Raw genomic sequence first — 25,832 nt, forward strand, 5'->3', positions numbered from 1 at the left:
GTCTCCCTCACGTGTCGGTCGCGGCGTCGGCGACGCCTCCATCCGCCGGTGCAGCAGGAGGAGGAGCCACGGGCTGAGCTGCGGCCGCGGCCGCGTTGAGCTCGCCCTCCTTGAGCTTGGCGCGGTTCAGGAGCTCCTCCGAGTCGTCGCGCTGGCCCTTGTTGCGCAGCTCCTGGAACTTCGTCAGCGACTTGATCGCCTCCGCCACCTGCTGCTTCGGCGTCATGCCGGGGACGCTCGGGGCGAACAGGTAGAGCAGGCCGAGGTCGTAGTGGACCTGCGGCAGGTTCGGGTTGCGGGCGAGCACCCAGTCGAACTCGCGCTTCGCGTCGGCGTAGCGCTCGAGCAGGCGGTAGGCGTCCCCGAGGTTGAGGTGGGCGGCGATGTGCTCGGAGTCGAACCGGACGGCGCCCTCCAGGAGCGGCAGCGCCTCCTGAGCGTTGCCCGCCTCGAGCAGGTAGGTCGCGAGCTGCACCCGCGCCTCGACGAGGTCGGGGCGGCGCGTCACCGCCTTGCGGAACTCCTCGAGCGCCGCGGCGCGCTGGCCCTGCTCCCGGTAGATCAGGCCGCGGAGCAGCAGCGCCTCGGCGTTGTCCCTGTCGCGCGGCGGGTTGTCGCTGACCGGCTCGAACCCGTCGAGGATCGCCTGGAGCGCGTACAGCGCGAGATCGAGGCGCCGGTTCCGGTAGTGGTCGCGGGCGATGATGACCATCGCCGGCCGGTAGTCCGGGTTGATCTTCAGCGCCTCCTGCGCGAGCCGCTGGGCCGAGCCGGTGTCCCGCTGAAGCGACTTGATCTCCGCGAGCGTCGCCGCCACGGCCGCCGATTTCGGCATCTGGCCGCGCTTCTCGTTCAGGAGCCGCTCGGCCTCGCCGAGCTGATCCTTCCTGGCGAGCAGCATCGCGTACGCGATGATGGCGGGCTCGTAGTCGGGCACGAGCGTGAACGCCTGGCGGTAGCTCGCGCCCGCGGCCCCGTCGCGCAGCCGCTCCTGCACCACGCCGAGCGAGTAGAAGGCCTGGTGCGCGCGCGGATCGGCCTGCGTCGCCTGCGTGAACAGCGCCCTCGCGTTGGCGAGGTCGCCGTTCGCGAACGCCTGCAGGCCGCTCTGGTAGATCGCCGCCGCCCGGGCGTTCATGGCCGGGTGCGTCGGCTGCGCGGGCTGGTCGTAAGGACGCGCCGAGCTCGGCGCGTCGTTCATGCCGTACGGCGCCTGGACGGGCGGCTGCGCCGCGCCGGCAGGACCCGCCGGGCGGGTGGGCACCTTGGGCGGCGGCGTCGCCTCGTCGCCGCAGGAGGCGAGGACGAACGGCGACACGGTCGCGAGCAGGCTGGCGAGGAGGGCGGCAGGGAGGCGGCGCTTCATGGGACGACCGGCAGGGGCAGGGGGAGGCCGTCGGGCGCGAGCGGCGGGGTCATGCCGGGCCGCGTCCGGAGGAAGAGGCCATCCTTGTACTCGAACGGGCGCTTCGTCTCGGGATCGATGATCCCCTGACTCCACTCGCGGAGCTTGGCGTCGCCGAGGATGTCCGTGAAGAACGCGAGCCGCTGGATCGCATAATCCACCGCCGGGCTCCGGACCTTCCACGCCTTCGCCCAGACGACGGACTCGACGTAGAACTTCACCATCGCCACGTCGGCGTCGGCGAGGAGCCGCTCGCGCGCGGCGCGCCATTGCTCGCGCCGGTTCTGGCGGAGCGCGTCGGCCGTCTCCTGGAGGTCCTCGCGATCGCTCGTCTCCGCGAGCTTGAGCAGCTTCTCTTCCTTGTCCGTGTAGAGCCGCAGGCCCGGCGGGCGGGCGTTGTAGAGGCCGGTGCGGCAGGAGTCGTAGAGCGAGCCCTGCCGCGCGCGCGCAGCGGCCGACCACGGGCGCGACTCGTACGCGGTGATGACCTCCTGGAGCTCCTTCCAGTACCTGTCGTTGGCCTTCTTGATGTCGGCCTCGAAGGCCCGCTTCACCTGGTCGATGACGCCTTCGTAGCGGTGGTGCCCGGTGTCGTAGTCGAACTCGGCCTTGATGCGGTCATCGATGGCCTTGTAGGCGCACTCCGCCGCCATGTCGGCCTGCACCGACCCGAGGGCCTTCGGCTTGTCGCCGGTCGCCGCGTTCCGGAAGGACGTGAACGCCGTCATGGTGTTCTTGCACCACTCGAGCGCCCGCGGATCGCTGGCGGCGGAGCGCATCTTGGACGCGTGGTACGCCGCCTGGACCACGTACCCGCTCGCGGCCGGGTTGTTCTTGTTGGCCTTGTAATAGGCCTCCATCGTCTGCGTCGCCTTGGTGCGCGCGGCGCGGTTCGGGCCCTCGTCGGAGCCCTGCTCGTCCCAGGCCTTCAGGTCCGCCGACGCGACGAGGAAGTCGATGTCGGCCTTCTGCTCGGGGGGCGGGTTCAGGCTCATGAAGGTGGCGCGCGAGGCGGTCATCTTGTCGCGCTCCCCGATGTTCGCGTAGAGCAGCACCGAGTTCCGCGCCGCGTCCCGGCGCGCCGCCTGCTCGAACCGCGGGTTGCGCGCGATGGTGTCGTAGGTCTCGGCCGCGCTGCGGTAGTTGAAGAAGAGGACGTACGCGGCGGAGAGCGCGTCGTAGGCCTGCTTCAGGTACTTCACCCGCTCGGCGTAGCGCTTCGGATCGGGGTTCTTCGGGGGGTTCGCGTCCGGGTCGCCCTTCTCGAGCTTCGCCAGGTTCGCCTCGTTGCCGTACTCCTTGATGAACAGGGAGTACATCTCGATGGCCTGGTCGTAGTCGCCGACCTGCTTGTAGCAGTAGGCGCCGTTCATCGCGGCCTCCGGCGCCTCGTCCCGGGCCGGCGCCTTCTCGAGCGCGACCCGGTAGAGCGCCGCGGCCTCGCGCCAGGCGGCGATGCGCGCCGGGCCGTCCGGCATCTTCTCGGCCTTCTCGAAGGCCCGGGCAGCGTCGAGGTAGTAGCCGCGGGAGATCGTCGGCCGGGCGATGTCGCCCTCCTTCAGCTTCTGCTCCTCGCTGACCGCGCAGCTCCGCGTGAGCGCCGCCTCGGCGAGCTTGCGGCTCTGCTCGACGTTGTTCTCGAGGTTCGACATCGTCGTGAGCCGCTCCCACGCCTTGTAGCCGAACTCGGTCTTGCCGCACTGCGTGTTGTAGATGGGCTCGAGCCGCCGGCGCGCCTCGGCGAACTGACCGTAGAGGAAGTAGTAGTCGGCCGCCTGGAACGCGTAGAGGTCGATGTTCTTCGGGGCGTCGAGCGCGGGCGGGACGCGCTGGATGTACTCGTCGCGCGCCGTGACGGCCGCCTGCACCTGCGGGGGCAGCGGCTCGGCGAGCACGCGCTGCTCGTCGCCCTCGCCCACGATCTTGAGCTTCTCGCGCGGCTCGAGGCCCTCGGCGCCGTTCGTCCGCTGGAAGAGCTTGTGTCGATCGAGGAGCCCTTGGTGGGCGGTGTCGACGACCATGTACGCCGCGGGCTGCAGGTACTTGTCGTCCTCGTTGGAGTCTCGCACGCCGACCGCAGAGCTCCTCGCCAGCTCGACCTCCTGAGCCGTGGGCGAGCGATCCATGGCCACCGTGATCACGACGACCATGTGGTGCGCATCGGCGAGCCAGTATCGGCTCTCGTACGCGTCGGGGGCGTTCTCGTCCTGGGCCAGGTAGCCGGCCCAGCCCTGCGCGGCGAGGCGGTACTCGCTGAGCGCGCGCTCGAAGATCGGGTCGCGCGTCTCCTTCTCGTTCACGGTCAGCGCCTGCTGCACGAGGGCGCTGCCGGCGTTCGTGTGGTCGGCGGCGGCCCGGCGGAGCCCGCCGCGCACCAGCCGCTCCGCGGTCTGGATCGCCTCCGGATCGTCCTTGTTGGCCTCGACCCACGGGGTCATGCCCACGTACTGGGCGAGCTTCGTGCGCGCCTCGAGCGCCTTCGCCGAGTTCAGCGCCCGCTCGGCCGTCCCCTCGCGCGACTGCGACGTGAGCGTGTCGTAGATGTCCGCGATCTGGTTCTGCACGACGGGCGCGTCGCGGTGCATCGGCCACTTCTGGAGGATGATCTCGCTCACCTCGATCGTGTTCCGATACTGGTTGAGCTCCTTGAACTCCATCGCGAGCGCCTTGTAGATCTCGACCGTCCACTTCTGGTCCTGCGGGATCAGCTTCGGATCCTGGACGCGCTCGATGGCGATCCGCATCTTCTGCTCGGCCATGCGCGGGTCGGTCTCGACGTCGAGGACGTCGTTGCGCGGGATGTAGGGCTCGTCCGGCCCGGGGCCGACGAAGTCGAGGTACGTCAGCGAGCCGGCGATGTAGGTGTACGCCTCTGCCCGGAAATCCGCGCCAGGATCGCCCGTCAGCTTCTCCTGCTCGTCGGTGTAGCGGAGCAGCTCGATGAACTGGCGTACCGAGGTCTCGTAGCGCTGCTGCTTGAAGTACGTCCAGGCGAGCTTGTACATCGCGACGCCGTGGACAGGGGGCTTCTTGTACTTGATGGACTGCCGGTACCCCGACTCGGCCCTGTTGTAGTTGAACGGGCCGCCAGCGCGGTCGATCTCGTTGAAGTGGTAGTCGCCGATCTGCCACCAGACCTCGGCGATGTAGCGGGGCTCGGCGCCGAGCGCCGTCTTCTGGGGGATCGGCTGGCAATCGTCCGGGTAGGGATCGACATAGGCCGTCTCGTCCTCGACAGCGGGCGCCTGTCCCCTCGCGGCCCTGCGCGCGGACTGGACCGCCCGGCCGCCCGGCGTGGAGCCGATGGGCGTCGGGTGGCGCGACTCCCAGCCGGTCCAGTAGTCGGCGTCGTGGTCCTGAGGGAGCTTGCCGACCGTGTCGCGCGTCGGGTCCTTCGGATCGGGCGCGACGGGGTACGGGTACTTGTTGTGGCACACGAGCGAGCGCCACACCTGCTGCGCCTCGGGGAAGCGCACCGAGTCGTTCAGCGCGTGGCCGAGGTAGTAGTAGATCCCGGCGAGCTCACGGTACTGCGGGAACTCGCTGATGACGCGCTTGTAGAGCGCGATGGCCGGGAGCAGCGCGACGCTGAGATCCTCGCTCACGTCGGAGTCGGTGCGCGCGCGCTCCTCGTAGAGCGCGGCCAGGCGGAACATCGCGTCGGGGGTGTTCTCCGGGTGAGCGTTCGGGCCGCTGTAGCGCTGGACGAACACCTCGAGCCGGCGGATCGCCTCTTCCCGAGCGTCGCGGAGGCCCTTTCGCTCCGTCTCGATCTCGCGGTCGAGCGACGAGAGGATGCGGCGGCGCCGGTCCTCGTAGTGGTGCTGCACGATGCGCGTGATGGCGCTGCGGTAGTCGCGGGCCGCCTTCTCGTAGGCGGCCGCCTCCTTTTCGAGCGCAGCGAGCGCGGCGAGCTGCGCGGGCGTCGGAGGAGGCGGCGGCGGCGCCTGCTTGCGCCCGACAGCCATCGGGGGCGCGAAGGGCTGCACCGGCGGAACCGCGGCCGGCGGCGTGGCGGCGGCGGCGGACGGCGCGGCGGCAGCGCCTGGCGTGGTGCCTGCCGCCGCGGGTGCTGTGCCTGGCGCTGCCGCGGTCGGCGTCGTCGCAGGGACGGCGGAGGTCGCCGGCGCTGGCGACGGCTGGCCGCCCGGCTGGGAGAGCGCGAGCGGCGCGACCGCCAGCACCAGCGCGAGGCTGGCGAGCCCGAGCGCGCCGCGCGGGCGACGACGCCCCGCCCGCGCGACGCCGAGCGGCGCGCGCGCGGCCCCCGGCCCGAGGATCTGCGCCCGTGCCCCCGCGCGCGGCGCGTCAGCGATCTGCGGCGCGCTCGCGCCGCCTTGCTCCTTGCTCACTTCTCATCCTCCGGATCGCCGCTGTCATCGAGGACCTCGTTGAGCTCCTCCTTGAGGACCCGATCCTCCCGGGCGCGCTCGACCTGCAGGCTGCGGACACGCGTCATCTGCTCCTCGCGGACCTCCCACGCCTCCTCGGTGATGCCGACGTCGGCGCGCAGGATGATGTTCTTCAGCCGGTCGCGGACGAGGCCGAAGTTCCTCATCGCGACCTCGCCGACGACGAGGCGCGCCTCCCTGTCGAGCGCCTCGAGCTGCACCGAGTAGTGCACGACGCTCGCCGTCTCCCGGCCGACGATCTGCCGGAGGCCCGCGGACTTCTGGGCGACCTCGCGCTCGATCTCGCCGAGCGCCGCCTCGACCTTCGCGTCCGCCGAGTCGCCGGCGCGGAGCACCGGCGTGATGCGCTGCGCGTACGCCGCGAGGTCCTGGCCGCCAGCGCCCGCCGCGGCCAGCTCGACCTCGCGCGTCAGCGCGTCGCGGTGGGCCTTCCGGGTCTGCGCGTCCTCGATGAAGCGCTGATCGCCGAAGCCGACCTGGACCCGGCCCGCGCTGATCTGCCTGCGGAGCACGTCCGTCTGCTGTCGGTAGAGCGCGAGATCGCGCTCGTTCTGCGCGAGCTCGTGCTCGAACCGCGCGATGCTCGCGGGGTCCCGCACGACGCCGGCCTGGGGACCTTCGCGGAGCACCCGCCGGAGCCCGTTGATCGTCGCCTGCAGCGTGTCCATCTGCAGCGTCAGCTGCTGCAGGCGCTGCGACTGGGTGTTCCACTGCCTGAGCGCCTGCGTCTCGCGCTCCTGGAAATCGGCGTCGGAGACGGGCACGCGCGCGAGGCGCTTCTCCAGCGCGCGCCGCCGCGCGCGCACGCTGCCGATCTCGCCCGAGAGCGAGCCGTCCTCCACGTCGTCCATGCCCTGGCCGAGCGCGAGGCGCGCCAGCGCGACCCGGTTGAGCAGCGCGAGCGCCCTCTCCTCGCCGGCCCTGAGCTCCGGGAACGCGCGCACCCGGTTGGGCGAGCTGAGCACCGCGTTCAGCTTCTCGATGAGCTCGTTCGACTGCTTGATCAGGTCGCGGCAGTGGTTGATGTCGTCGATCACCGCGAACGCGGCCGGGCCGTCCTCGGCCTCGCGCGCCCACTGCACCGCCAGCGGCGGGAGCGCGGAGGTCGTGTCGAGCGCCTCCAGCTGCTCCTGGCTCAGCTTGTCGTAATAGACCGCGGGATCGCTCGTCGAGCCGAGGAAGGCGTCCACGCGCACGCGCATCGGGTCGTAGGTGGCGCGGACCCCCTCGTACACCTTCAGCGCCTTCTCGAAACGGCCGGCGCGGAGCATCAGGTCGCCGCGGAGCAGCGAGCCGTCCGCGATGTTCTGGCTATCCGGCTCGGCGATGGCGAGGATCTCGAGCGACCGCTGGGCGCGATCCACGTCGCCGAGGCGCACATACACCCAGGCGAGCTCGTAGAGCATGGTCCCGAACTCGGGCGAGAGGCGATCGATGTGGCCGTACGCGTTCACGGCCTGGGCCCACTGGTCGGCCTCGTAGAAGAGCCGCCCGATCGCGAGCCACGCGAGGTCGATGACGCGCCGGTGCTCCGGGGTGTCGGCCGGCAGCTGCGTCACCCGCTGGAACTGGTCGATCGCGGCGACGTAGCGGGTCTTGGGCACCGCCGGGGGCGCGTCGCCCTCCTTGAGCGGCTCCGGCGGGGGCGTCGCCTCCTTCACCGCGATCAGTCCGAGCAGGTACCTCGCCTGGTGGAAGTACTCGCTCTGCGGGTCGACCGCGCCGAGCGCAGCCTTCGCGCCGCCGAAGTCCTTCTTCACGTAGAGGCCCTTGCCGCGCGCGTACGAGAGGGCGCTCCCCGCCGTGCCGGACGGGACGCTGTTCATCGACGCGAAGATGGCGTCGAGGGCGTCGTAGTCCTTGATCCGCAGGCAGATGTCCACGAGCCGGCCGAGCGCCTTCGCCTGGTAGGCGGCGAAGCGCGGCTCGGCGCCGCTCGAGACGATCCGCTGGAAGACCCGGCGTGCGGAGAGGTACTGCTTCGAGCGGAAGTACGTCTCGCCGAGCATCGACAGCGCGTCCGGGAGGGCCGTCGGGTGGTCAGGGTACTTCTCGACCACCTGGTTCAGCACGTTCGCCGCGCGCTCGTAGTCCCTGGAGCCCATGAGGAGGGCGGCGTCGGCGATGCGCTGCGCCGGGGTGCGCTCCTCGCCGCGAGACTTCTGGATCGCCGCCTGGATGGCGCCGAGCCCGGAAGAGACGCTGCTGATCTGCTGAGACGCGCTCGTGTAAGCGCGCTCGGAGTCCAGGGCCCACGCATCGGAAGGGGCCGCGGCCGTGGCCGCGCCGATCGTGAGCAGGCCAAGCAAGGCAGGGATAACCCGCGATCCGGAGTCCCAGGTCATGGCGACTTGTCCTAACGAGCTCGATCTACTTGCCACCCGCGGCGGCGGCCTGCTGCCCGGGAGCGTCCGCGAGACCGCTTACAATCTTCTCGACGAAACGGACGGCCGGGCGCTCCTCGAGCGGCGTCGTGACCCCGCCCTTCTCGAACGCGACCGCCTGAAGGTTGATCGTCTTCCCCTCGACCGCCGTGAACGAGTGGCTGGAGCGCACCTCGAACCGGTAGCCGCGGAGGTAGGAGAACACACCGTAGCCGTTGCCCTGCAGGTTCACGAGCACCTGGAGGGTGTGGTCTCCCGGCGGAACCGAGCCGTTGAAGATCGGGATCTCGGACTGCTCCGCGAGGGCACCGGACTGATCGGTCTTGTTGTACTGGACGGCGCCGTCGAGGACGATGAGCACGCGGGTCACGCGGAACGCGGTCGACAGCTCGTTGTTGAACTTGATCGCGGCGCGCGAGCCGGCGCCGCCCCCTGAGAGGATCGTGTCGCTGAGGAGCGAGAGCCGCGTATGGCTGCGGCGGATCTGCTCCTTGAGCTCATCGATGCGCTGCTCCAGGTCGCGCAGCCGCACCGAGTACGTCGGGCCGTCCATCGCCGGCGCAGCGGCGGTGCTGGGCGTGCCCGCGGCCGTGGCGCCCGCGGCGCCAGGCGACGCAGCCGTACCCGCCGGCGCGCCCGCCGCCCCCGGCGACGCAGCCGTACCCGCTGTCGACGCGCCCGACGTGGCGGGTGATGCCGCCGTACCCGCCGCCGGCGCGCCCGTCGTCCCCGGCGAGGCGGCCGTACCCGCCGTCGATCCACCCGTCGTGGCAGCAGGCGCCGGGGCGGCCTGCGCTCCCTTCGCAGGCGCTGCCGAGGCGGCCGGCGCCACAGAGGCGGCGGGAGCAGCGGCGCTGCCCGTCGCACCGCTCGGGCTCTGTGCAAGGGCGGGCATGGCCATCAAGAAGGAGGCCCCCACCCCCACAGCCAGCATCCTGATAAGTCGCATCGAAAGGTAACCTCTTGGTTTTACCCTCGTCAGCAGAGGGGGGCGACCTCACGCCCGGTGGCGGCGAGTCTAGTGGCGGCAGGCTTCCGAGCGCAACGACCTGGACAGCTTCCTCTTTTCCGGCGGAGCATCCCGTCGCCTGCGACGAACGGAGACGTCACACCGTGCAGCAGGAATCGTGCTGGAGCTCTCCTTCCGCTTGCGCGCGCGCGGACGGTTCCGCTTGCGCGCGCGCGGACGGCGCCTCCGGCCGGTGGGCGAGGCGCTGCCCGGAGGACGCCGCGGGCCCGGGCTCTGGTCCGGCGCGCGGCTCGGCGCGCGGCTCGGCGCGGCCCGCTCTGGCTGCGGGCGAAGGGGGCTCGCTCGCTCGGGGGCGGATCCGCTAAGGTGCGCTTGTGTCAGGGGAAGGAGAGCGCCTCAGATCTTCGAGCCGCGCTGCGCGTCCGATCCGACGCCGCGGTCGTCGCCACGAACACCCCGCCGCCCGGGCCGCCGAAGGAGCGCCGCACAGGCTCGGCCGCTCCGGGAGCTAGGATGGTCCCGATTTCTCGAGAGGAGGTCACGGACGAAGCCCTGATGATGCGCTTTCAGGGCGGCGACCGCGCCGCGTTTGCCGGGCTCGTCCGGCGGCACAAGACGGCCATCTACAACTTCATCCTGCGGCAGGTCCGGGGGCCTGCCGTCGCCGAGGATCTGGTGCAGGATGTGTTCGTGAAGATTGTGCAGAGCGCCTCCGATTTCAAGCATGAGGCGCGGTTCACCACCTGGACGTACGCGATCGCGCGCAACGTCTGCATCGATCACCTGCGCAAGATGTCGCTCCGGCGCCACCCGTCGCTCGACCAGGGCTCGGGCGACGGCGGCGACGGGCCCACGCTCGGCGAGCGCACCGCGGATCCGGCGCCTCAGGCCGCGGTGGACCGGGTCGCGATCGGGACCGAGATGGGGCAGCTCATCGTCCGGGCCGTCGAGGGTCTCCCGCACGAGCAGCGGGAGGTCTTCCTCCTCCGGGAGATCGGGCACGTGCCCTTCAAGGACATCGCCCAGATCGTCGGGGTGCCCGAGAACACGGTGAAGAGCCGCATGCGCTACGCCCTCGAGCGGCTCCAGGAGGCCCTGTCGGAGTACGAGGATTACGCGAGGGCGCTGCGCTAGCGTTGCGGAAGAGCTGCCTATGGACTGCGAGAAGTTCGATCAGCACGTGATGGACGCGCTCTACGACGAGCTCGACGAGCTGACGTATGCGGCCATGAAGCGGCACATGGACAGCTGCGCCCGTTGCGCCTCGGCGTTCGCGGGGCTGCGCGCGGCCCGCGACGTCGGCGCCTTGCCGCTCGAGGAGCCGAGCGAGGAGCTCGAGGCGCGGATCCTCGATGCGGTCGAGATCGCGCAGAAGAAGACGCCGTTCCGGCGCAAGGCGCTCCGCGCGCTGGCCTGGGCTGGCAGCCACGCGATGCGGCCGCAGCTGGCGATGGCGGCGCTCTTCGTGCTCGTCATCGGATCGAGCCTGCTGCTGTTGCGGCCGAAGACGGGCGTGGCGCCGGTGCGCGTCACCGAGTGGGGCCAGCCCGCGTCGGATCAGCACGAGCCGCCCAGCGTCGCCGCGCCGGCCGCCGCGACCGTCACCGCCGACGAGGTCGACGGCCGGCGCTCGGCCGAAGCCAAGGCGACCGAGCCGTCGAGGGCGATGGATGCGGCGAAGGAGAAGGGCGCGCGCGGGGCCGCGGAGCCCGAGGACAGCGCGAGCACCGCGCTCCGTGAGGCGCAGGCGCTGCAGCACAAGTCGGGCTGCGCGGCCGCCGTCGGCAAGCTCGACGAGGTCGGCGCGCAGTACCCGGGCACGCCGGCCGCGCACGCCGCGATGTGGGAGGCAGCCCGGTGCTACCAGGCCTCCGGGGAGACCGAGAAGGCGCGCGAGCTGCTCCTCTCGCTCCGCTCCTCGAAGAGCCACGGGGAGCGCGCCGAGCACATGCTCGAGAGCCTCGAGGCGACCGCCGCGCGCGCGCGAGCCCAGAACGCGGCGCCGGCGGCCGCGCCTGCGCGCGCCGCGCCGATGGCGAAGCCCGCCGCGCCGACGGCCACCAGCGACGCGTACGAAGCCGGCAAGCCCGTGGAGGCGACGCCTCCCCGCACGATGTCACGCTGAGGCGGGCGGCCGGCATGCACCGGCGCCGCGGCGCATGCTGCCGCCGCGCTGCAGCCGTCACCGGCGCCGCGCTGCAGCCGGCGCCGTGGTCGCCACCGCCGCCGCGGCGCATGCTGCCGCCGCGCGGGGCGCCGCTGCGGCGCGCGGCACCAGGGAGGCGGCTGCCTAGTTCGAGCTCACCGGGGCGTCGCGGATGTAGGCGATCGTCCGGATCGTGTCGACGATGCGCTCGCGATCGTCCGGCGTGAGATCGACGAAGCGGATCCCCATGCCCGGGTTCGGGTTGTCGTGGAGAGGGCGCACCTCATTGATCCACTGCACCGTCCCCTCGAGCACGTACGAGCCGCCGGCCCCCGGCGGCGAGAAGCGGAGCGTCAGCCGCGTGCCGATCGAGAGGGGCTGCGTCGTGCGGATGAAGATGCCCATCTCGGAGATGTTCGTGATCGACGCGTAGAGAAAGGTGTCGTCGGTCTCGCAGTCCACGAGCCACGTCACGTCGAGGCGCTCGGACGAGCGCCGGTTGAGCGAATCCGGTGCGGGGCTCTCGCACTCGACCTCGTCGCCGGTGTGGCTCGCATCCACATAGGCGCTCGCCTGCGCGCAGGAGGCCGGTGAACCGCCAGGCGCGGAGGGTGGATGGTTGGAATCACCACGGCCCCCGGTCATGTTCCTGCGACTAGCCGCTTTCCGCACGCGCGTCGAGGGCGCTCGACGCGATGGATCGCGCTCGCACGGTCGTACCGCGGCGGGGGCGCCGCGCGACGCGGCATGCGTCGGGAATCCCACAGCGTCGGGTCACCGCACGCGGATGACGCCGGCGCGGACGCGGTCCTCGTGTTCAGGCCCGCGCGTCACGTGGAAGCGCGTCTCGCCGGCAAAGAAGCCGAAGTAGAGCGCGTAGTCGCCCGGGGTGAAGTTGGGCTCGAGCTGGAGCTCGTGGTCGTCCACGACGACGTCGCCCGGTTGCCACAGGCTCAGCGGGTAGCGCCCCTCGAGCACGGGATGATCGCCGTTGTAGCGGCGCTGGAACCCGTCGATGTGAACGAACATCTTCCAGTTGCCGGTGATGGGCCGGTGGACGCGGAAGTAGGTCCGCAGGTGGTAGCTCTTCTGGGGGATCACGCTGGCGACCGTCCGGCCCTCGTCGTCGGTCAGCTCCCAGCCGAGCACCTCCAGCTGATCCTCGAACATCGCCTCGAGCGGGTTGGCGGGCGCGGCGGGCTCGTCGAGCACCACGCGGCTGAGCCAGCTCTCGTTCGGTCTGCCGCCTGGCTCGTTCGACGCGAGGAGGATCTGGCTTGATCGGCCGTCGAGCACGGGCAGGTTGCGCCGATGACGCTTGCGGAAGAGGCTGTTCAACCTGGGCAGCTCGTCGGACTTCACGACGAGCCAGCGGCGCGCGCCGGCGGCGGGGGCTCCGCCCGCGGAGCCCTCCGTGGGGGCGGCGGTGAGCCACGCGAACGCCTGCGGCACATCGTCGAACGAGGTGATCTCGCCGCCCTGGTAGTAGGCCGCGGCGCGGCTCCGGACGCCGAGCGTCGCGAGCGGCTCGCCGGGCCTGTGCAGCGACGCGTAGGACTCGAAGACCTCCTTCGGCGAGAGCTGGGCCGCGAGCGCCGGGTAGTACCAGAAGCTCAGCAGGAAGCCGGCGATGAGCCCGGCGAGCGGCGTGCCGAGGGCGCGAGGGATGGCGGTGCGCGCGACGGCGAAGCGGAACGCGTCGCGCACCGCGACCAGCAGCACGGGGCCGACGGCGAGCAGCAGGGGCAGCGCCCACCAGGCGTTCATCCCGTACGCGGCGAGGTTGTTCGGCATCCTCGCGACGGTCCCCCACCCGATGCGCTTGCCCACGAAGAGCATCGCGCCGATGCCGACGAGCGCCGCCTCGAGGACGATCATCAGGAACAGCAGGTTGCCGTTCCAGATGCGGGTGAGCTCCATGGCGCCGGCCTGGACCTCGTCGGCGAGGCGCCGCGCCCACGCCCTGAGGCTGCGGTCGAGCGCGCGGGGTTGCTCCTCGAACCAGGTGAGCGCCACGAGACCGGCGAACGCGAGCAGGACCAGGCGCATCGCCGAGGCCGCCTCGTCCTCGAAGCTCTTCGGGAAGACGGGCTTGTCGACCGAGAAGACGCTGAGGGCCTTGTCGGGCGAGAGGACGAAGTCCCGATAGAGGACGAAGGCGAGCACGGAGCAGCCGACGGCGAGCGCGCGGGAAGAGGGGGCGCCGCGCTCGAGATCGCGGATGGCGAGCGCGGCGATCGCGGCGAGGAGCGCGGGGCCGCTGAACGGGAGCGCTCCGGCGTGCGGCGCGAGCAGCGCGAAGGCGCCGTAGGCGAGCGCCGACGTGACGACGAGCGCGATCCGGACGCCGGCCTCGGGGCCGAGGCCGGGCGCGGCGGGCGCGGCCCCCTGATCCGCGGCGGGCGCGCGGAAGAGGCGGCCGATGGCGAACGGCAGGAAGGCGCTCCACGGGAAGAGGGCGTGCCCGAGCTGGCGCAGCGTGAGATCGAACGTCGACTCGACCGGCGGCTTGCTGAGGAGCGCGACGCCGAGGGCGCGCGGGAGCGGCGCATCGGCGCTCGCGCTCGCGAGCACGAGGACCCCCTTCGCGGCCGCCGCGACGCCGAGCAACAGCGCAGCGCCGCCCACGAGGTCGCCCAGCGTGGGCCGCGGGCCCTCCGGCTGGGCCCACGCGCCGGAGGTGCGGAGCACGAGCCAGGTCAGGCCGGCGCCGAGCGCGGGGACGGCGACCCCGATCAGCAGGCCGCGGCTGAGGTACCCCGCGGCGAGGCCGACGAGCCCGACCGCGAGCCATGCGGCCGGCGCGAGCAGGGCGCCTCGCCCCACGGCGCGGCCGCCCTCGAGCAGCGCGCCGGTCAGCCCGCAGAACGCCATCGTGAGCGCGGCCATGGTGACGATGTCGCCGAGCATGGTGCGGGCCTGCATCACGTAGAGCGGCATCGTCACGAGCACCGCGACGCCGTACAGGCCGGCCTTGCGATCGACGAGCCGCGCGAGGAGCTCGTAGAGGACGAGCGCGCCGGCGAGCCCCCACAGCGCGAGGGGGAGCCGCCCGGCCCAGTCATGCAGGCCGAACAGGCGGAAGCCGAGCGCCATCGAGGTGAACCCGAGCTCGCCCATGCCGAGGTCGGTCAGGGTCGGCAGCTGCCCGGCGGCGTCGGCGAGATCCAGGCCGCGCGCGCCGAAGACGTGGATGGCGATCCGGCGGGCGAGGTCGGCGTTGTCGAGCTCATACGGGTCCCAGATGCCGCTCTTGCCGAGGAGGGGCAGCAGCGCGAGGGCCGCCAGCGCAAGGGCGGCGAGCCGCGCCGGGCCGCCGCGCCGGCTGCCGGTGACCGCGCCGGCCGCGCCCGGGGCCGGTGCGCCGCCGACTGCAGCCGAGCGCTCACCGCCAACCTCGGCCGAGCGCTCGTCATGGGGTGGCGCCTCGGCGTGCGCTGGGGACGCGCTCTCGTGCGGCTCGGGGACGGCGGGCGGGGCTCCGCTGTGTGGGTCCCCTCGGTGGGCGCTCGACATGCGAGGCATCCCCTTACCGCCTTCGCGCGCCCTTGACCACGGATCGCAGGGAATGGTTTGTGGCCCCCCTGGGCGTCTGCTATCGCGCGCGGCGTGGTGAAAGGCCGTCCCAAGAGTGCGCCCCAGGGCGCGAGAGCGCGCCCGCAGGCGCCGAAGCCCTCCTCGGCCGCCGCTGGCTCCCGCCCTGCAGAGAAGGGCAACCGCCGGGGCGCGCGCTCCGGCCAGGAGCCCCCGGCGGGCGACGCGGCGATCCGTCCGGCGCGCGCGCCCCGACGCGACAGCGAGGCGCACGCCGGCGATGGATCGCGACGCGCGAGCAAGCGAGGCGGCGCCGAGCGCGCCGTCGGGCGGGGTGATGCGGAACGGGGCGGCGCCGAGCGCGCCGTCGGGCGGGATGATGCGGAGCGGGGCGACGCGGAACGGGCAGCCACCAAGCGGAGCTCCTCGGCGCGCGCTCCCGGCGCGGCCCGCAGCCAGGCCGGACGTGGCTCCCGCCCTGGTGGGGGCGCGACGGGGCGATCGCTCCCGGAACGAACGGCGGGCGCGCGAGGCGGCGTTCAGCAGCAGCGGAAGAAGAAAGACGGCCCGAGGCGGACGGAGGAGGAGACGGACGCCTCGTTGCCGAGACGCTCCGGGCGCGTGGCCCTGGTAGGGCGGCCAAACGTGGGCAAATCGACGCTGCTCAACGCGGCGCTCGGCCATCCGCTCGCGATCGTCTCGCCGATGCCGCAGACGACGCGCGACGCGATCCTCGGGGTCGTGCACCACGGCCGGGCGGAGATCGCGCTGCTCGACACGCCGGGGCTGCACCGGCCGCGCACGGAGCTCGGGCGCGTGATGAACCAGGCGGCGCGCGAGGCGGCGCGGAGCGCCGACGTGATCGTGTTCGTGACCGAAGCGCCGGATCCGGCGCGCCTCCCGCGGCGCGTGAAGGAGGACGAGGAAGGCCCGCCGCTCGCGCCGCATCCGGGCGACCTGACGCTGCTCGCCGACCTCGGGAGCGAGGCGCCGGTGGTGTTCGTGCTCAACAAGGTCGACCGGATGCGGGACAAGGCGCTGCTCTTGCCGCTCCTCGACGCGTTCGCCAAGGTCCGGGAGTTCGCGGCGATCGTGCCGATCTCGGCGCTGCGCGAGGACGGTGTCCAGCGCGTGCTCGACGAGGTGGCGAAGCTCTGCCCCGAGAAGGACTGGGGCTTCGCGCCCGACGAGCTCACCGACAGGCCGACGCGCTTCTTCGCCGCCGAGTACGTCCGCGAGCAGATCCTCCGCGCCACCAAGGCCGAGGTGCCGCATGCGAGCGCCGTGCAGATCGAGCGCTACGTCGAGCCGACCGGCGACGGCGCGCTGCACATCGACGCGACCATCCATGTGGAACGGCCGGGGCAGAAGAAGATCCTGATCGGCACCGGCGCAGAGCAGCTAAAGCGGATTGGCACGGAGGCCCGGCTCCGGATCGAGGAGCTTGTCGGACGGCAGGTGAACCTCAAGCTCTGGGTGCGGGTAACGCCGGAGTGGCGCGAGTCGCTCCAGCGGCTGGAAGAGCTCGGTTACAACAAGGGAGAAACCTCGTGAGCGCGGCAAGACCAGCTCTTTCCAGATCAACCCGGCGCGGCCAGGGCGGCGCCGAAGGCGGCCGGGCGACGAAGAAGGGCGACGCCCCGGCGAAGAGGGGCGGAGCCGGCCCCAGAAAAGGCGCGGTCGCCTCGAGCAAGGGCGCAGGAGCCTCCAGGAAGAGCGCCGCCGCGGCCGACAAGAGGCCTGCCGCGGCCGGCAAGAGGCCTGCCGCGGCCGACAAGAGGCCTGCCGCGGCCGGCAAGAGGCCTGCCGCGGCCGGCAAGAGGCCTGCCGCGGCCGGCAAGGGACCTGCCGCGGCCGGCAAGGGACCTGCCGCGGCCGGCAAGGGACCTGCCGCGGCCGGCAAGGGACCTGCCGCGACCGGCAAGGGACCTGTCGCAGCCGGCAAGAGGCCTGCCGCGGCCGACAAGAGGACTGCCGCGACCGGCAAGGGCCCCGGGGCGCCGAGCAAGCGACCTCCCGGCTCAAGGGAGGGCAGCGAGTCAACCCTGAGCAAGAGGCGAGGTGCCCCGGAGCAGCGCCTCCTCGACCAGACAGAGGACAGGGACGAGCTTCCGGCGGAGCTCGCCGAGGAGGCGCGCGCCGCGGTCGAGGACGCCGCGTCGGACGCGCCTCCGCCGATCCCCTCGGCCGGGATCGTGGCGCTGGTCGGGCGCCCCAACACCGGCAAGAGCACGCTGTTCAACCGGCTGGTCGGCAGGCGCGCCGCGATCGTGCACGACGAGCCCGGGGTGACCCGCGATCGCCACTACGGCGACGTCACCTCGCGAGGACGGCGGTTCACGCTCGTCGACACCGGCGGGTTCGACCCCGAGAGCGACGACCCCATGCGGCAGGGGATCAAGCGGCAGATCGACCTCGCCATCGCCGAGGCCGACGTCATCGTGTGCGTGCTCGACGCCGTGACGCCGGTCACGCCCTCCGAGCACGCCGAGCTCGGCCTCCTGCGCCGCGCCGGCAAGCCCGTGATCTACGTCGCGAACAAGGCGGACTCGACCCGCGCCGAGGCAGAGGCCGCGGAGCTGTACCGCCTCGGGATGGATCGGCTCATCCTGATCAGCGCCCTCCACGGTCGCGGGATCTCGGATCTGGAGATGGCCATCGAGGCCGCGCTGCCCGCTGAACCCGCGGCCTCCGAGGAGTCGTCCGAGGGTGCGCTCCGCATCGCGATCGTCGGGCGGCCGAACGCCGGGAAATCATCGCTCGTGAACCGCATCTCGGGCGAGGAGCGCATGCTGGTCGACGCGCAGCCGGGCACGACGCGCGACCCGATCGACACCCTGGTCGAGCGCGACGGCAAGCGGCTCTTGCTCATCGACACGGCCGGCATCCGGCGCAAGTCGAAGGTGACGAAGGAGGACAGCGCCGTCGAGGCGGTCAGCGTGATGCACGCGATCCGCGCCATGGAGCGGGCAGAGGTCGTGCTCCTGCTCTGCGACGCGGCCGAGGGCGTGGCCGAGCAAGACGCGAAGATCCTCGGGCTGGCTGTCGATCGAGGGTGCGGCATCGTGATCGGCCTCAACAAGATCGATCTCCTCGACCGGAAGACGCTCGCGAAGGCGGAGGAGGACGCCCGCGGAAAGCTCGCGTTCGTGCCGTGGGCGCCGATCGCGCAGATGAGCGCGCGCAGCGGGCGCGGCGTGGCGAAGCTCCTCGAGACGGTGGGCCAGGTGGCCGACGCCTACCGGAAGCGCGTGCCCACCGGAGAGCTCAACCGCTTCTTCGAGCAGATCCTCCTCACCCACCCGCCGCCCACGCACGGCGGGCGCGCCCCGCGCCTGTTCTTCATCACGCAGGCCGAGACGTCGCCGCCCCTGTTCGTTGTCATCGCGAGCGACCCCGAGAAGCTCCACTTCAGCTACCGGCGCTACGTCGCGAACCAGCTCCGACAGGCGTTCGGCCTCGAGGGCGTGCCGGTCCGGGTGAAGTACAAGGAGCGGAGGCGGCGGGTGTAGCGCGCCGCGAGCACGCGCCGCGCCACGGATGACGCGGCGCTGCGCGAGCTCGCGCCGCGCCATCCGTGGCGCGGCGCGCGGCCGGGCCGCAGGCCCGCGCTGCGCCGCGCGTCACTCGCGGAGATGGCCTCTACCTACCCCGACGCCCCGGGCAGCGGCGCCAGCACGTCGGCGATCCTCGCCAGGCCGGCCACATCGTAGATGTCGTAGGGGAAGGCCGGGACGTCCACGCGGACGCTGCCGCCGCTCTGCTCGTCCTCCAGCGCCGCCTCGAGGGCGATCAGGTTCAGCTGATCGAGCTTCCCCATGCGGCTCTCATCCTGGGCGGCCTGGAGCAGGCGCGGCGCGGCGTCGGGGGCGAGCGCGAGGCCGCTCCCGTCGAGCGCCGCGGCGATCTCCGCGGCGCCGGGGAGCGCGCCGTACTCCGGGTGGACCCGGTTCACGACGAACGCGTCGCGGCGCATCTCCTGCTCGCGCAGGCGATCGGCGAAGTACAGCACCTCGCGCACGCAGAGCGGATCGGGCGTCGTGACGAGCACGTACGCCACGTCGGGGCCGCGCAGCGCCGAGGCCACCGCGTCCGCCCGCTGCTTCCAGCCGCCGAAGACGGCGTTCATCTCGCTGATGAACGCCGCGACCTGCTCGAGGAAGCCGCTGCCGGTCAGCTTGCCGATGCCCCGCAGCACCGCCGCGGTCGAGCGCGCCAGCAGGTTGAGCGACAGCCTGCCGGAGCTCTGGAAGGCCTGCACGAACCAGCGCGTCGCCGCGCTGTCGATGGCGCCGACGAGCCGCTCCGGCGCGTCGAGGAAGTCGAGCGCGTTCGCCGTGGGCGGCGTGTCGAGCAGGACGAGGTCGTAGCTCGGGTCGCCCCTCACGGCGTAGAGCTTCTCCATCGCCATGTACTCCTGCGTCCCCGCGAGCGACGTGGAGATGTACTTGTAGAGGACGTTGCCCAGGATCCGGTCGCGCTGCTCGGGCGACGGGGCGAGCGACGCGACGAGGCCGTCGAAGGTCGACTTCGTGTCGAGCATCATGACGGTCATCGAGCCGGGCACGTCGAGCCCGGCTTTGGCGAAGCGGGCGGGCTCGATCGTCTGGGCCTCCGTCTTCATCTCCTCGAGCCCGAGGCTCTGGGACAGACGGCGCGCCGGGTCGATCGTCAGGCAGAGGACGCGCTTGCCGCGGCGGGCCGCGGCAAGGCCGAGCGCCGCGGTCGTGGTCGTCTTGCCGACGCCGCCGCAGCCGACGCAGAGGATCACCCTGCGGGAGGCGAGCAGCGGGGCCAGGCCGGCGTCGTCCGTCCGGCGGGACGCGGGGGTGACGGGGGAGGTGTTTCGAGGGGGTACGAGCGGGCCGGGCATGACGCGCGACCTGAGGTCGCGGCCCCTTGTAGCACGAACCGGGGACGCGAGCGCCCGGGCTGCGGCGCGACCGCCGCTCGGGCTGCGGCGCGACCGCCGCTCGGGCTGCGGCGCGACCGCCGCTCGGGCTGCGGCGCGCCGCTCAGGCTGCGGCGCGCCGCTCAGGCCGCGGCGCGGCGCGTCGCTCGGGCCGTGGTGCGGAGGTCAGGCCGCGGTGCGGAGGATGCGCAGGCAGCCGGCGGCGGCCCGGGCGATGGAGGCGCCGCGCTCCGCCGTGCCGCCTCGGCCGCAGAGCAGCACCTCGGCGCCCGCCACGGAGAGGCTCTGGACCTCGACCTCCGCGGTGAGCGCGGCGATGCGCGAGCCGACGGCCGCGCTCTGGACGGCGTCCCGGTTGGCGAGGAGCGGGGCGTAGGCGGCGAGCTCCTCGCACGCAGGCCAGGCGCCCGCCCCCGCGACGAGGCAGCCGCTGTCGTCCACCAGGACCACGACGTCGAGGTTCGCCTCGGTGCGGGTCGTCGAGAGCTGATAATGCAGCGCGGTGATCGGATCGTCGCTGCGGCGGCGCCGCCGCTCGGAGGCGGGGGCCCCCTCATCCATGGTGGCTGCGAGCGCGCCCTCGGCCGAGCGCGCCCCTGCTTCGATCGGGCGCCCCGGGCGGCCTCCCGGCCCTTCGCCGCGCTGGCCGCCCGCGCAGTCATCCGACCCGCGCTGAGGCACAAGCTGCTGGTTCGATAACGACAACGACACGAACACCTCCTCGACGCGAAGCATGGTCGTAGCGCACGGGGGCGGCCAACTTTGCTAAGTTCGGTCGACGATGCGCGGCTTCATCGATCTGCACTGCCACTGGGTCGCGGGCATCGACGACGGCGCGCGCGACACCGAGGAGAGCTTCGCCCTGCTCACCGCGCTCCGCGGCGCCGGGTTCGACACCGTCGTGGCCACGCCGCACATGCGCCCCGGGATGTTCGACAACACCCGCCAGAGCCTCCGCGCGGCCTACGACGCCACCTGCGCCGCGCTGGCCGGGGCGCGCGACCTGCCCGCGCTCGACCTCTCGTCGGAGCACTTCTTCGACGACATCGTCTTCCAGCGCCTCCTCGACGGCAGCGCCCTCCCCTACCCCGGCGGCCACGCGGTCCTCGTCGAGTTCCCGACCCGGAGCTTCCCCGTCCGCGTCGCGGATCGGCTCCTCGATCTCAGCCGCCGCAAGCTCCGCCCCGTCATCGCCCACCCGGAGCGCTACGAGCCCGTCTTCGACGACTGCTCCTCGCTGGATCCGCTCCTCGACGCGGGCGCCGTGCTCCTCCTCGACGTCGCGGCGCTCACCGGCAAGTACGGGCGCACCCCCCGCCGGGCCGCAGAGCAGCTGCTCGAGGAGGGGTACTACTACGCCGCGTGCAGCGACGCCCACTCCCCCAGGGACGTCGCCGACGTGCGCGACGGCATCAAGGCCCTCTTCTCCAGGGTGGGCGAAGAGGAAGCGACGTTCCTGCTGATCGACGGCCCGCGCGCGATCCTCGAAGGCCGCGTCGACGCCTGAGGCAGCGAGGGGAGGCCCCGCGAGGGCCCCGCTCCCTTGACGGGAACGCGCGCGCGGCTATAAGTGAACGAACCGTTCATTATTGAGTCGCCATGGCGCAGGTCCTCAAAGACGACGTGCAGGAGAGCATCGCCGCGGCCGCGCTGACGGTCTTCGCGCGGAAGGGGTACGAGAGCGCGACGATGGCCGAGATCGCCCGGACGGCCGGCGTCTCCACGGGCAACATCTACCGGTCCTACGCGAACAAGGACGCGCTCTTCTACACGGTCGTGGATGAAGGCTTCGTCCGCTCGTTCACGCTCCTGCTCCGCCGCCGGGTGAAGGCGCTCGAGGGCGTGGACGACATCCGGACGCTCCCGCCGGCGGCCGCCTACCACCTCGCGTCCGAGGAGCTGCTCCGCTTCTGCATCGAGAACCGGCTGCGCGTCGTGATCCTCCTTGGGCGCGCCGGGGGCTCCAGGTACGAGCGCTTCTCCGAGGAGACCGTGCAGCGCCTCGTCGCGCTGGCGATCGAGCACTTTCACGCGGTGAGCCCGCGCCCCGAGGCGACGGAGGTGACCGAGGCGGCGCGGTTCAACCTCGACCAGATCTACCGGAGCCTCGTCGGAACCACGGTCAGCACCCTGGCGCGCTTCGAGGACGAAGCCGCCATCCGCGAGGCGGTCGACGGCTACTCGAAGTACCACCTCGCCGGACTCAAGAGCTTCTTCGCGTGAGCTTCTCTTCGTCTTCGTCCGCTTCGTCCCAAAAGTGAACACTCTGTTCATTCATCGCGAGCTCTGCCCCTCGCCGCGGCGCGGGGCGCACGGAGGCCCACCATGCTGGAAAGCAGGCTTGATCTGCCCGTCGAAGCGCGCGCTGTCCTCGAGGAAGAGGAGGCGCTCCTCGAGCGCGTGCGCGCCGCGCTGGACAGGGCGCGGGAGCGCGGGACAGCCCCGCGCGCGCCGCGCGAGCTCAGGTCGATCGCCGCGCTCCGGGAGCTCCGCGACGAGGCCGCCGCGGCGTCGGCCGACGATCTGCCGGCGGTGCTCCTCGAGCTGAGCGTGCGGCAGCGCCTCATCGAGCAGGAGCCGCGGGAGGCGCTGCCCGACCCGCTCTGCCCCTACCTCGCCCACCTCCGTGTCGACGAGGGCAAGGGGGCGAAGGACTACCTGCTCGGCCACGCGACCTTCCTGGATCCGTCGGCCGACGTGCGGATCCTCGACTGGCGCGTCGCGCCGGTGGCCCAGATCTTCTACCGGTACCGCGAGGGCGACGAGTACGAGGAGACCTTCCCGGGGCGCGTGGCCGAGGGCGTGGTCAAGGCGCGCCGCATCGTCGTCGTCGAGCGCGGCGTCCTCACCCGGATCGTCGGCGACGGCCTCGTCCTGACGCAGCGGGGCGACGGGCGGTGGACCCTGGCCGAGCGCGCCTCGCTCGCCATGCAGCCGGGGGGCGCGGGGACCGCCGCGCGCCCCGGGAGCCTCGGCGTCGGCGCCGGCGCCCTGGATCAGGCGAGGGCCGCGGAGGTCACCGCCCTGCTCGACCCCGAGCAGTACGCCGCCGTGTGCGCGCCCGCGCAGCAGCCGCTCCTCGTGCTCGGCAGCGCCGGGAGCGGCAAGACGACCGTGGCGCTGCACCGCCTCGCCCGGATCGCGGCGCTCGATCCGGCGCGGTACCCGCTCCCGGCCATGAGCGTCGTCGTCCCGGAAGAGGGGCTCGCGCGGCTGTCGCGCCGCCTGCTCTCGCCGCTCGGCGCGGGCGAGGCCCAGGTGAAGACGCTCGACGCCTGGTCCGCCGCGACGGCGCGCGAGGTCTTCGGCCGGCCGATCGCCCTGTGCGCCGATCCGCCGGCGCTCGTCTCGAGCCTCAAGCGCCACCCGGCGCTCCACCGCGCGTTGCAGGGCCGCTTCGCGAAGCTCGCGCCGTCGAGCACGACGCTCCCGCGGCTGCGCCGCCGCCTCGCCGACGTCTTCACGGATCGAGGGTTCCTCGAGGGCGTCGTCGCCGCCTCGGCCGGGGACCTCCCGCGGAGCGCCATCGAGGAGACCGTCCGCCACACCGTGCTGCAGCTCGCCGAGCCGCTCGAGAAGGAGCTCGCCTCGATCATCGTGCCCGAGATGAAGCGGGCGCTCGACGGCCGCGCCATCGCGGAGGGCACGCCGGACGAGCTCGCCGGGACGCTCGACGTCGACGACCTGCCGATCCTGCTGTTCCTTCGCGCCGCTCGCCGCGGCCTCGACGGGGCGGGGTGGTCGCACCTCGTGCTGGATGAGGCCGAGGACTTCTCGCTGTTCGAGCTGTTCGTGCTGGGCAAGCTCCTCGGCGAGGCGCGCAGCGTGACGCTCGCCGGCGACGAGGCGCAGCAGACGTCGTCGAGCTTCGCCGGGTGGGACGCGGCGCTCGCCGCGCTCGGGGTGGCCGACGCGGCGACCTGCCGCCTCGCCGTGTCGTACCGGTGCCCGCGGCCGGTGACCGAGCTCGCGCGGCGCCTCCTCGGCAAGCTCGCGCCCGAGGCGCCCGCGCGCGCGGCGCGGGACGGCGCGCCGATCGGGCTCTTCCGCTTCCCGAGCGAGGCGCAGGCGCACCTGTTCCTCGCGGGCGCGCTCCGCGACCTGGCCGGCCGGGAGCCGCGCGCCTCGGTCGCCGTCATCGCGCGGGACCAGGACGCCGCGCGGCAGTTCCACGGGCTTGTCGCCGACCTGCCGGAGGCGAGGCTCGTGCTCGACGGGGCGTTCTCGTTCGAGGCGGGAATCGACGTCACCGACGTGGACAGCGCGAAGGGGCTCGAGTTCGACTACGTCGTCGTGCCCGACGCGACGGCGGCGGCGTACCCGATGACCGACGAGGCCCGCCGGCGGCTCCACGTCGCGGTGACGCGGACGTCGCACCAGCTCTGGCTCATCGCCGGCGCCGCGTGGTCTCCGCTCCTGGCGGACGCCGGGGCGAGCTGACGCTCGCCGCGCCGCCCTGCGCCTTCTGCGCGGCCAGGACGGTGAACGCGGCCGGCGGGAGAGGGCTGTCCCCCACCGCCGTGGTCCCGGCGAGCGCGCACCCGAGCACGGCGGCCCCGAGCGCCCACACCGCCTGCGCCCAGCGCCGCGGGGGCGGGGCGAGCTCCGCGTCCGCGGTCGACTCGCCCCCGGGGTCGAGCGACTCGAGCGCCGCGCGCAGCTGCTGCGTGCGCAGGTGGGACGCGTCCCCGAGGATCTGCCCGATCCAGCTGGCGACCAGCGCGTCGTTGCCCGGGTGCGCGGCGCCCGGGACCGCCTCCTCGAGCGCGCGCATGAGCTGCGCCGCGGTGGCCGTGCGCGCGGTGGGCGACTTGGCGAGCGCCTCCGAGACGAGCCGGTCGAGCGCGGGCGGGATCAGCTCGGGCGGAGGGGCCGCGCTCAGCCGCTCCGCGAAGCCGCGCCGGGACGGGGCGGCGCGCGTCGACAGCGGCGCGGCGGGCCGCTCGCTCGCGATGTGGGTCATCGTGCTCTCGCTGTCGTCGGCCTGGAACGGGTGAGCGCCCGAGAGGAGCTCGTAGAGCAGCACCCCCACCCCGAAGAGATCGGCCCGGCGATCGCACGGCTGCCCGCGGATGTGCTCCGGCGCCATGTACGGCGCGCTGCTCCTGAACAGGAGCGCGCCCCCCTCGCCGCGGGTCGACACCGCGCCCCCGCGCGTGACGTCGGCGCGCGGCGCCCGGGGCCAGCGCTCCGAGAGCCGCTCTTCCTCGAACCTGGCGATGCCGAAATCGACCAGCCGGACGAGCCCCTCGGACGTGATGAGGACGTTGTCCGGCGAGACATCGTAGTGGAGGAGCTCGCGCGGATTGCCGAGCTCGTCCCGCAGCTCGTGCGCGGCGTCGAGCGCCGCGCAGATCTGGTAAGCGAGCCTGGCCGCGGCGAGCACCGGCGCCGGACGCCTGCGCGCGGCGCGCAGCACCGACGAGAGGGGCTCGCCGCCCACCCACTCCATGACATAAAAGAGCGTGCCGTCCCGCTCGCCGAGATCGACGACCGGGACCACGTTCGGGTGCCTGATGCGCGCCGCCAGGGCGGCTTCATCCAGGAACATCCGCACGGCGTCCGGATCGGGCGAGAGCTCGGGGCGAAGCACCTTGATGGCAAAGAGCTTCTGAAACCCATGCTCACGCCTGAGCCGCGCCGCCCAGACCTCACCCACCTCGCCTGCGGAAACCCGCAGGACGAGCTCGTACCGACCCAGGGAAAACCCCGGGCAAATGCGCCCCCCACCCCCCACGTGGGAGGTGTGGCCCACAGGTGAAGAGCTCGCCAGTGTTCCCGCTGCGGGAGGATCGCGATTGTTACCCGGATTGTGGGGCTCACTCCCAGCCGGGAAACTCTGTCTCCGCCCGCGACATCACCGCCCTGTGCGCGCGCGCCGTCATGATCCAGAATGCACACTCGACGAGCGCCCCCGAGCTTGCCGGGCGAGACCCCTGCGCGGACGTTGTCGGTCCTATCCGGGATGCGGGGGTCTTGCTTCCTGAACAACTGGACAGTAAAGGTCTGGCGGAAACTGTTGCCCCGCCCGGCGGGGGTCGACCTCCGCGATCCCCTTCGGCCTCCCCT

At 72.7% G+C, this 25,832-nt stretch carries 16 protein-coding genes; 7 read left to right on the forward strand and 9 right to left on the reverse strand.

The window, feature by feature from the left end:
* Window positions 1-7 precede the first annotated feature (7 nt).
* The 4 genes from WME89_RS37475 to WME89_RS37490 are packed head-to-tail and all read right to left on the reverse strand — an operon-like array spanning window position 8 to window position 8,754.
* Window positions 8-1,366, reverse strand: a complete 1,359-nt coding sequence (locus WME89_RS37475) for a tetratricopeptide repeat protein (protein ID WP_438004399.1) — start codon at window positions 1,364-1,366, stop codon at window positions 8-10.
* On the reverse strand, window positions 1,363-5,757 hold the full coding sequence (locus tag WME89_RS37480; RefSeq protein WP_438004400.1) for a tetratricopeptide repeat protein: 4,395 nt from the start codon (window positions 5,755-5,757) through the stop codon (window positions 1,363-1,365). The genes WME89_RS37475 and WME89_RS37480 overlap by 4 nt, the downstream gene beginning before the upstream one ends.
* Window positions 5,754-8,162, reverse strand: coding sequence for a tetratricopeptide repeat protein (locus WME89_RS37485; RefSeq protein WP_438004401.1), 2,409 nt, complete (start codon window positions 8,160-8,162; stop codon window positions 5,754-5,756). Before WME89_RS37485 ends, WME89_RS37480 begins: the two co-directional genes overlap by 4 nt.
* Window positions 8,163-8,187: 25 nt before the next feature.
* A complete protein-coding gene (locus tag WME89_RS37490) occupies window positions 8,188-8,754 on the reverse strand; it encodes a hypothetical protein (protein WP_437619472.1) in 567 nt (188 codons plus the stop codon).
* Window positions 8,755-9,684: 930 nt separating this feature from the next.
* Between WME89_RS37490 and WME89_RS37495 the strand changes: the two genes are divergently transcribed.
* Together WME89_RS37495 and WME89_RS37500 are read left to right on the forward strand one after the other, a co-directional pair.
* Window positions 9,685-10,305: an RNA polymerase sigma factor gene (locus tag WME89_RS37495; RefSeq protein WP_437619474.1), complete on the forward strand. Its 621-nt coding sequence runs from the start codon at window positions 9,685-9,687 to the stop codon at window positions 10,303-10,305.
* A gap of 19 nt (window positions 10,306-10,324) precedes the next feature.
* Window positions 10,325-11,296 (forward strand): zf-HC2 domain-containing protein, encoded by a 972-nt coding sequence (locus WME89_RS37500; RefSeq protein WP_438004402.1) that lies wholly within the window; start codon window positions 10,325-10,327, stop codon window positions 11,294-11,296.
* Between the two features lie 165 nt (window positions 11,297-11,461).
* Here the strand turns inward: WME89_RS37500 and WME89_RS37505 are convergent, their stop codons facing one another.
* Both WME89_RS37505 and WME89_RS37510 read right to left on the reverse strand, forming a co-directional pair.
* The gene (locus WME89_RS37505; RefSeq protein ID WP_438004403.1) at window positions 11,462-11,878 is read right to left on the reverse strand and encodes a TIGR02266 family protein; all 417 of its coding nucleotides are present in this window, start codon (window positions 11,876-11,878) and stop codon (window positions 11,462-11,464) included.
* Between the two features lie 213 nt (window positions 11,879-12,091).
* Window positions 12,092-14,833 (reverse strand): glycosyltransferase family 39 protein, encoded by a 2,742-nt coding sequence (locus WME89_RS37510; RefSeq protein WP_438004404.1) that lies wholly within the window; start codon window positions 14,831-14,833, stop codon window positions 12,092-12,094.
* A gap of 639 nt (window positions 14,834-15,472) precedes the next feature.
* On the opposite strand from WME89_RS37510, the gene era reads away from it, so the two are divergent.
* Window positions 15,473-16,405 (forward strand): GTPase Era, encoded by a 933-nt coding sequence (gene era / locus WME89_RS37515; RefSeq protein ID WP_438012021.1) that lies wholly within the window; start codon window positions 15,473-15,475, stop codon window positions 16,403-16,405.
* Window positions 16,402-18,363 (forward strand): ribosome biogenesis GTPase Der, encoded by a 1,962-nt coding sequence (gene der / locus WME89_RS37520; protein ID WP_438004405.1) that lies wholly within the window; start codon window positions 16,402-16,404, stop codon window positions 18,361-18,363. Before era ends, der begins: the two co-directional genes overlap by 4 nt.
* A gap of 134 nt (window positions 18,364-18,497) precedes the next feature.
* Here der and WME89_RS37525 read toward each other — a convergent pair whose 3' ends face one another.
* Window positions 18,498-19,724, reverse strand: a complete 1,227-nt coding sequence (locus WME89_RS37525) for an ArsA family ATPase (protein WP_438004406.1) — start codon at window positions 19,722-19,724, stop codon at window positions 18,498-18,500.
* Between the two features lie 204 nt (window positions 19,725-19,928).
* Window positions 19,929-20,474 (reverse strand): hypothetical protein, encoded by a 546-nt coding sequence (locus tag WME89_RS37530; protein ID WP_438004407.1) that lies wholly within the window; start codon window positions 20,472-20,474, stop codon window positions 19,929-19,931.
* Between the two features lie 70 nt (window positions 20,475-20,544).
* On the opposite strand from WME89_RS37530, the gene WME89_RS37535 reads away from it, so the two are divergent.
* The 3 genes from WME89_RS37535 to WME89_RS37545 all read left to right on the forward strand — a co-directional run bounded on the left by WME89_RS37535 (window position 20,545) and on the right by WME89_RS37545 (window position 24,203).
* Window positions 20,545-21,270 carry a tyrosine-protein phosphatase gene (locus WME89_RS37535; RefSeq protein ID WP_438004408.1) on the forward strand — a complete coding sequence of 242 codons (726 nt, stop codon included), beginning with the start codon at window positions 20,545-20,547 and terminating at the stop codon, window positions 21,268-21,270.
* Between the two features lie 92 nt (window positions 21,271-21,362).
* Entirely contained in the window at window positions 21,363-21,986 is a 624-nt protein-coding gene (locus WME89_RS37540; protein ID WP_438004409.1) for a TetR/AcrR family transcriptional regulator, read from the forward strand.
* 102 nt (window positions 21,987-22,088) lie between these two features.
* Window positions 22,089-24,203, forward strand: a complete 2,115-nt coding sequence (locus WME89_RS37545) for an ATP-binding domain-containing protein (protein WP_438004410.1) — start codon at window positions 22,089-22,091, stop codon at window positions 24,201-24,203.
* Here the strand turns inward: WME89_RS37545 and WME89_RS37550 are convergent.
* Window positions 24,151-25,518, reverse strand: a complete 1,368-nt coding sequence (locus tag WME89_RS37550; RefSeq protein ID WP_438004411.1) for a serine/threonine-protein kinase — start codon at window positions 25,516-25,518, stop codon at window positions 24,151-24,153. The two genes, WME89_RS37545 and WME89_RS37550, sit on opposite strands and share 53 nt — an antisense overlap.
* Window positions 25,519-25,832: the final 314 nt, after the last annotated feature.

The sequence above is a fragment of the Sorangium sp. So ce321 genome (assembly GCF_051530195.1).
Taxonomy (GTDB): Bacteria; Myxococcota_A; Polyangia; order Polyangiales; family Polyangiaceae; genus Sorangium.

Bases quoted from the DNA above. Each gene is read 5' to 3' on its own strand.
- WME89_RS37500 (WP_438004402.1), top strand. From the start codon at position 10,325: ATGGACTGCGAGAAGTTCGATCAGCACGTGATGGACGCGCTCTACGAC.
- WME89_RS37490 (WP_437619472.1), bottom strand. From the start codon at position 8,754: ATGGACGGCCCGACGTACTCGGTGCGGCTGCGCGACCTGGAGCAGCGC.
- WME89_RS37540 (WP_438004409.1), top strand. From the start codon at position 21,363: ATGGCGCAGGTCCTCAAAGACGACGTGCAGGAGAGCATCGCCGCGGCC.
- WME89_RS37545 (WP_438004410.1), top strand. From the start codon at position 22,089: ATGCTGGAAAGCAGGCTTGATCTGCCCGTCGAAGCGCGCGCTGTCCTC.
- WME89_RS37510 (WP_438004404.1), bottom strand. From the start codon at position 14,833: ATGTCGAGCGCCCACCGAGGGGACCCACACAGCGGAGCCCCGCCCGCC.
- WME89_RS37535 (WP_438004408.1), top strand. From the start codon at position 20,545: ATGCGCGGCTTCATCGATCTGCACTGCCACTGGGTCGCGGGCATCGAC.
- WME89_RS37495 (WP_437619474.1), top strand. From the start codon at position 9,685: ATGGTCCCGATTTCTCGAGAGGAGGTCACGGACGAAGCCCTGATGATG.
- WME89_RS37525 (WP_438004406.1), bottom strand. From the start codon at position 19,724: ATGCCCGGCCCGCTCGTACCCCCTCGAAACACCTCCCCCGTCACCCCC.
- WME89_RS37475 (WP_438004399.1), bottom strand. From the start codon at position 1,366: ATGAAGCGCCGCCTCCCTGCCGCCCTCCTCGCCAGCCTGCTCGCGACC.
- WME89_RS37485 (WP_438004401.1), bottom strand. From the start codon at position 8,162: ATGACCTGGGACTCCGGATCGCGGGTTATCCCTGCCTTGCTTGGCCTG.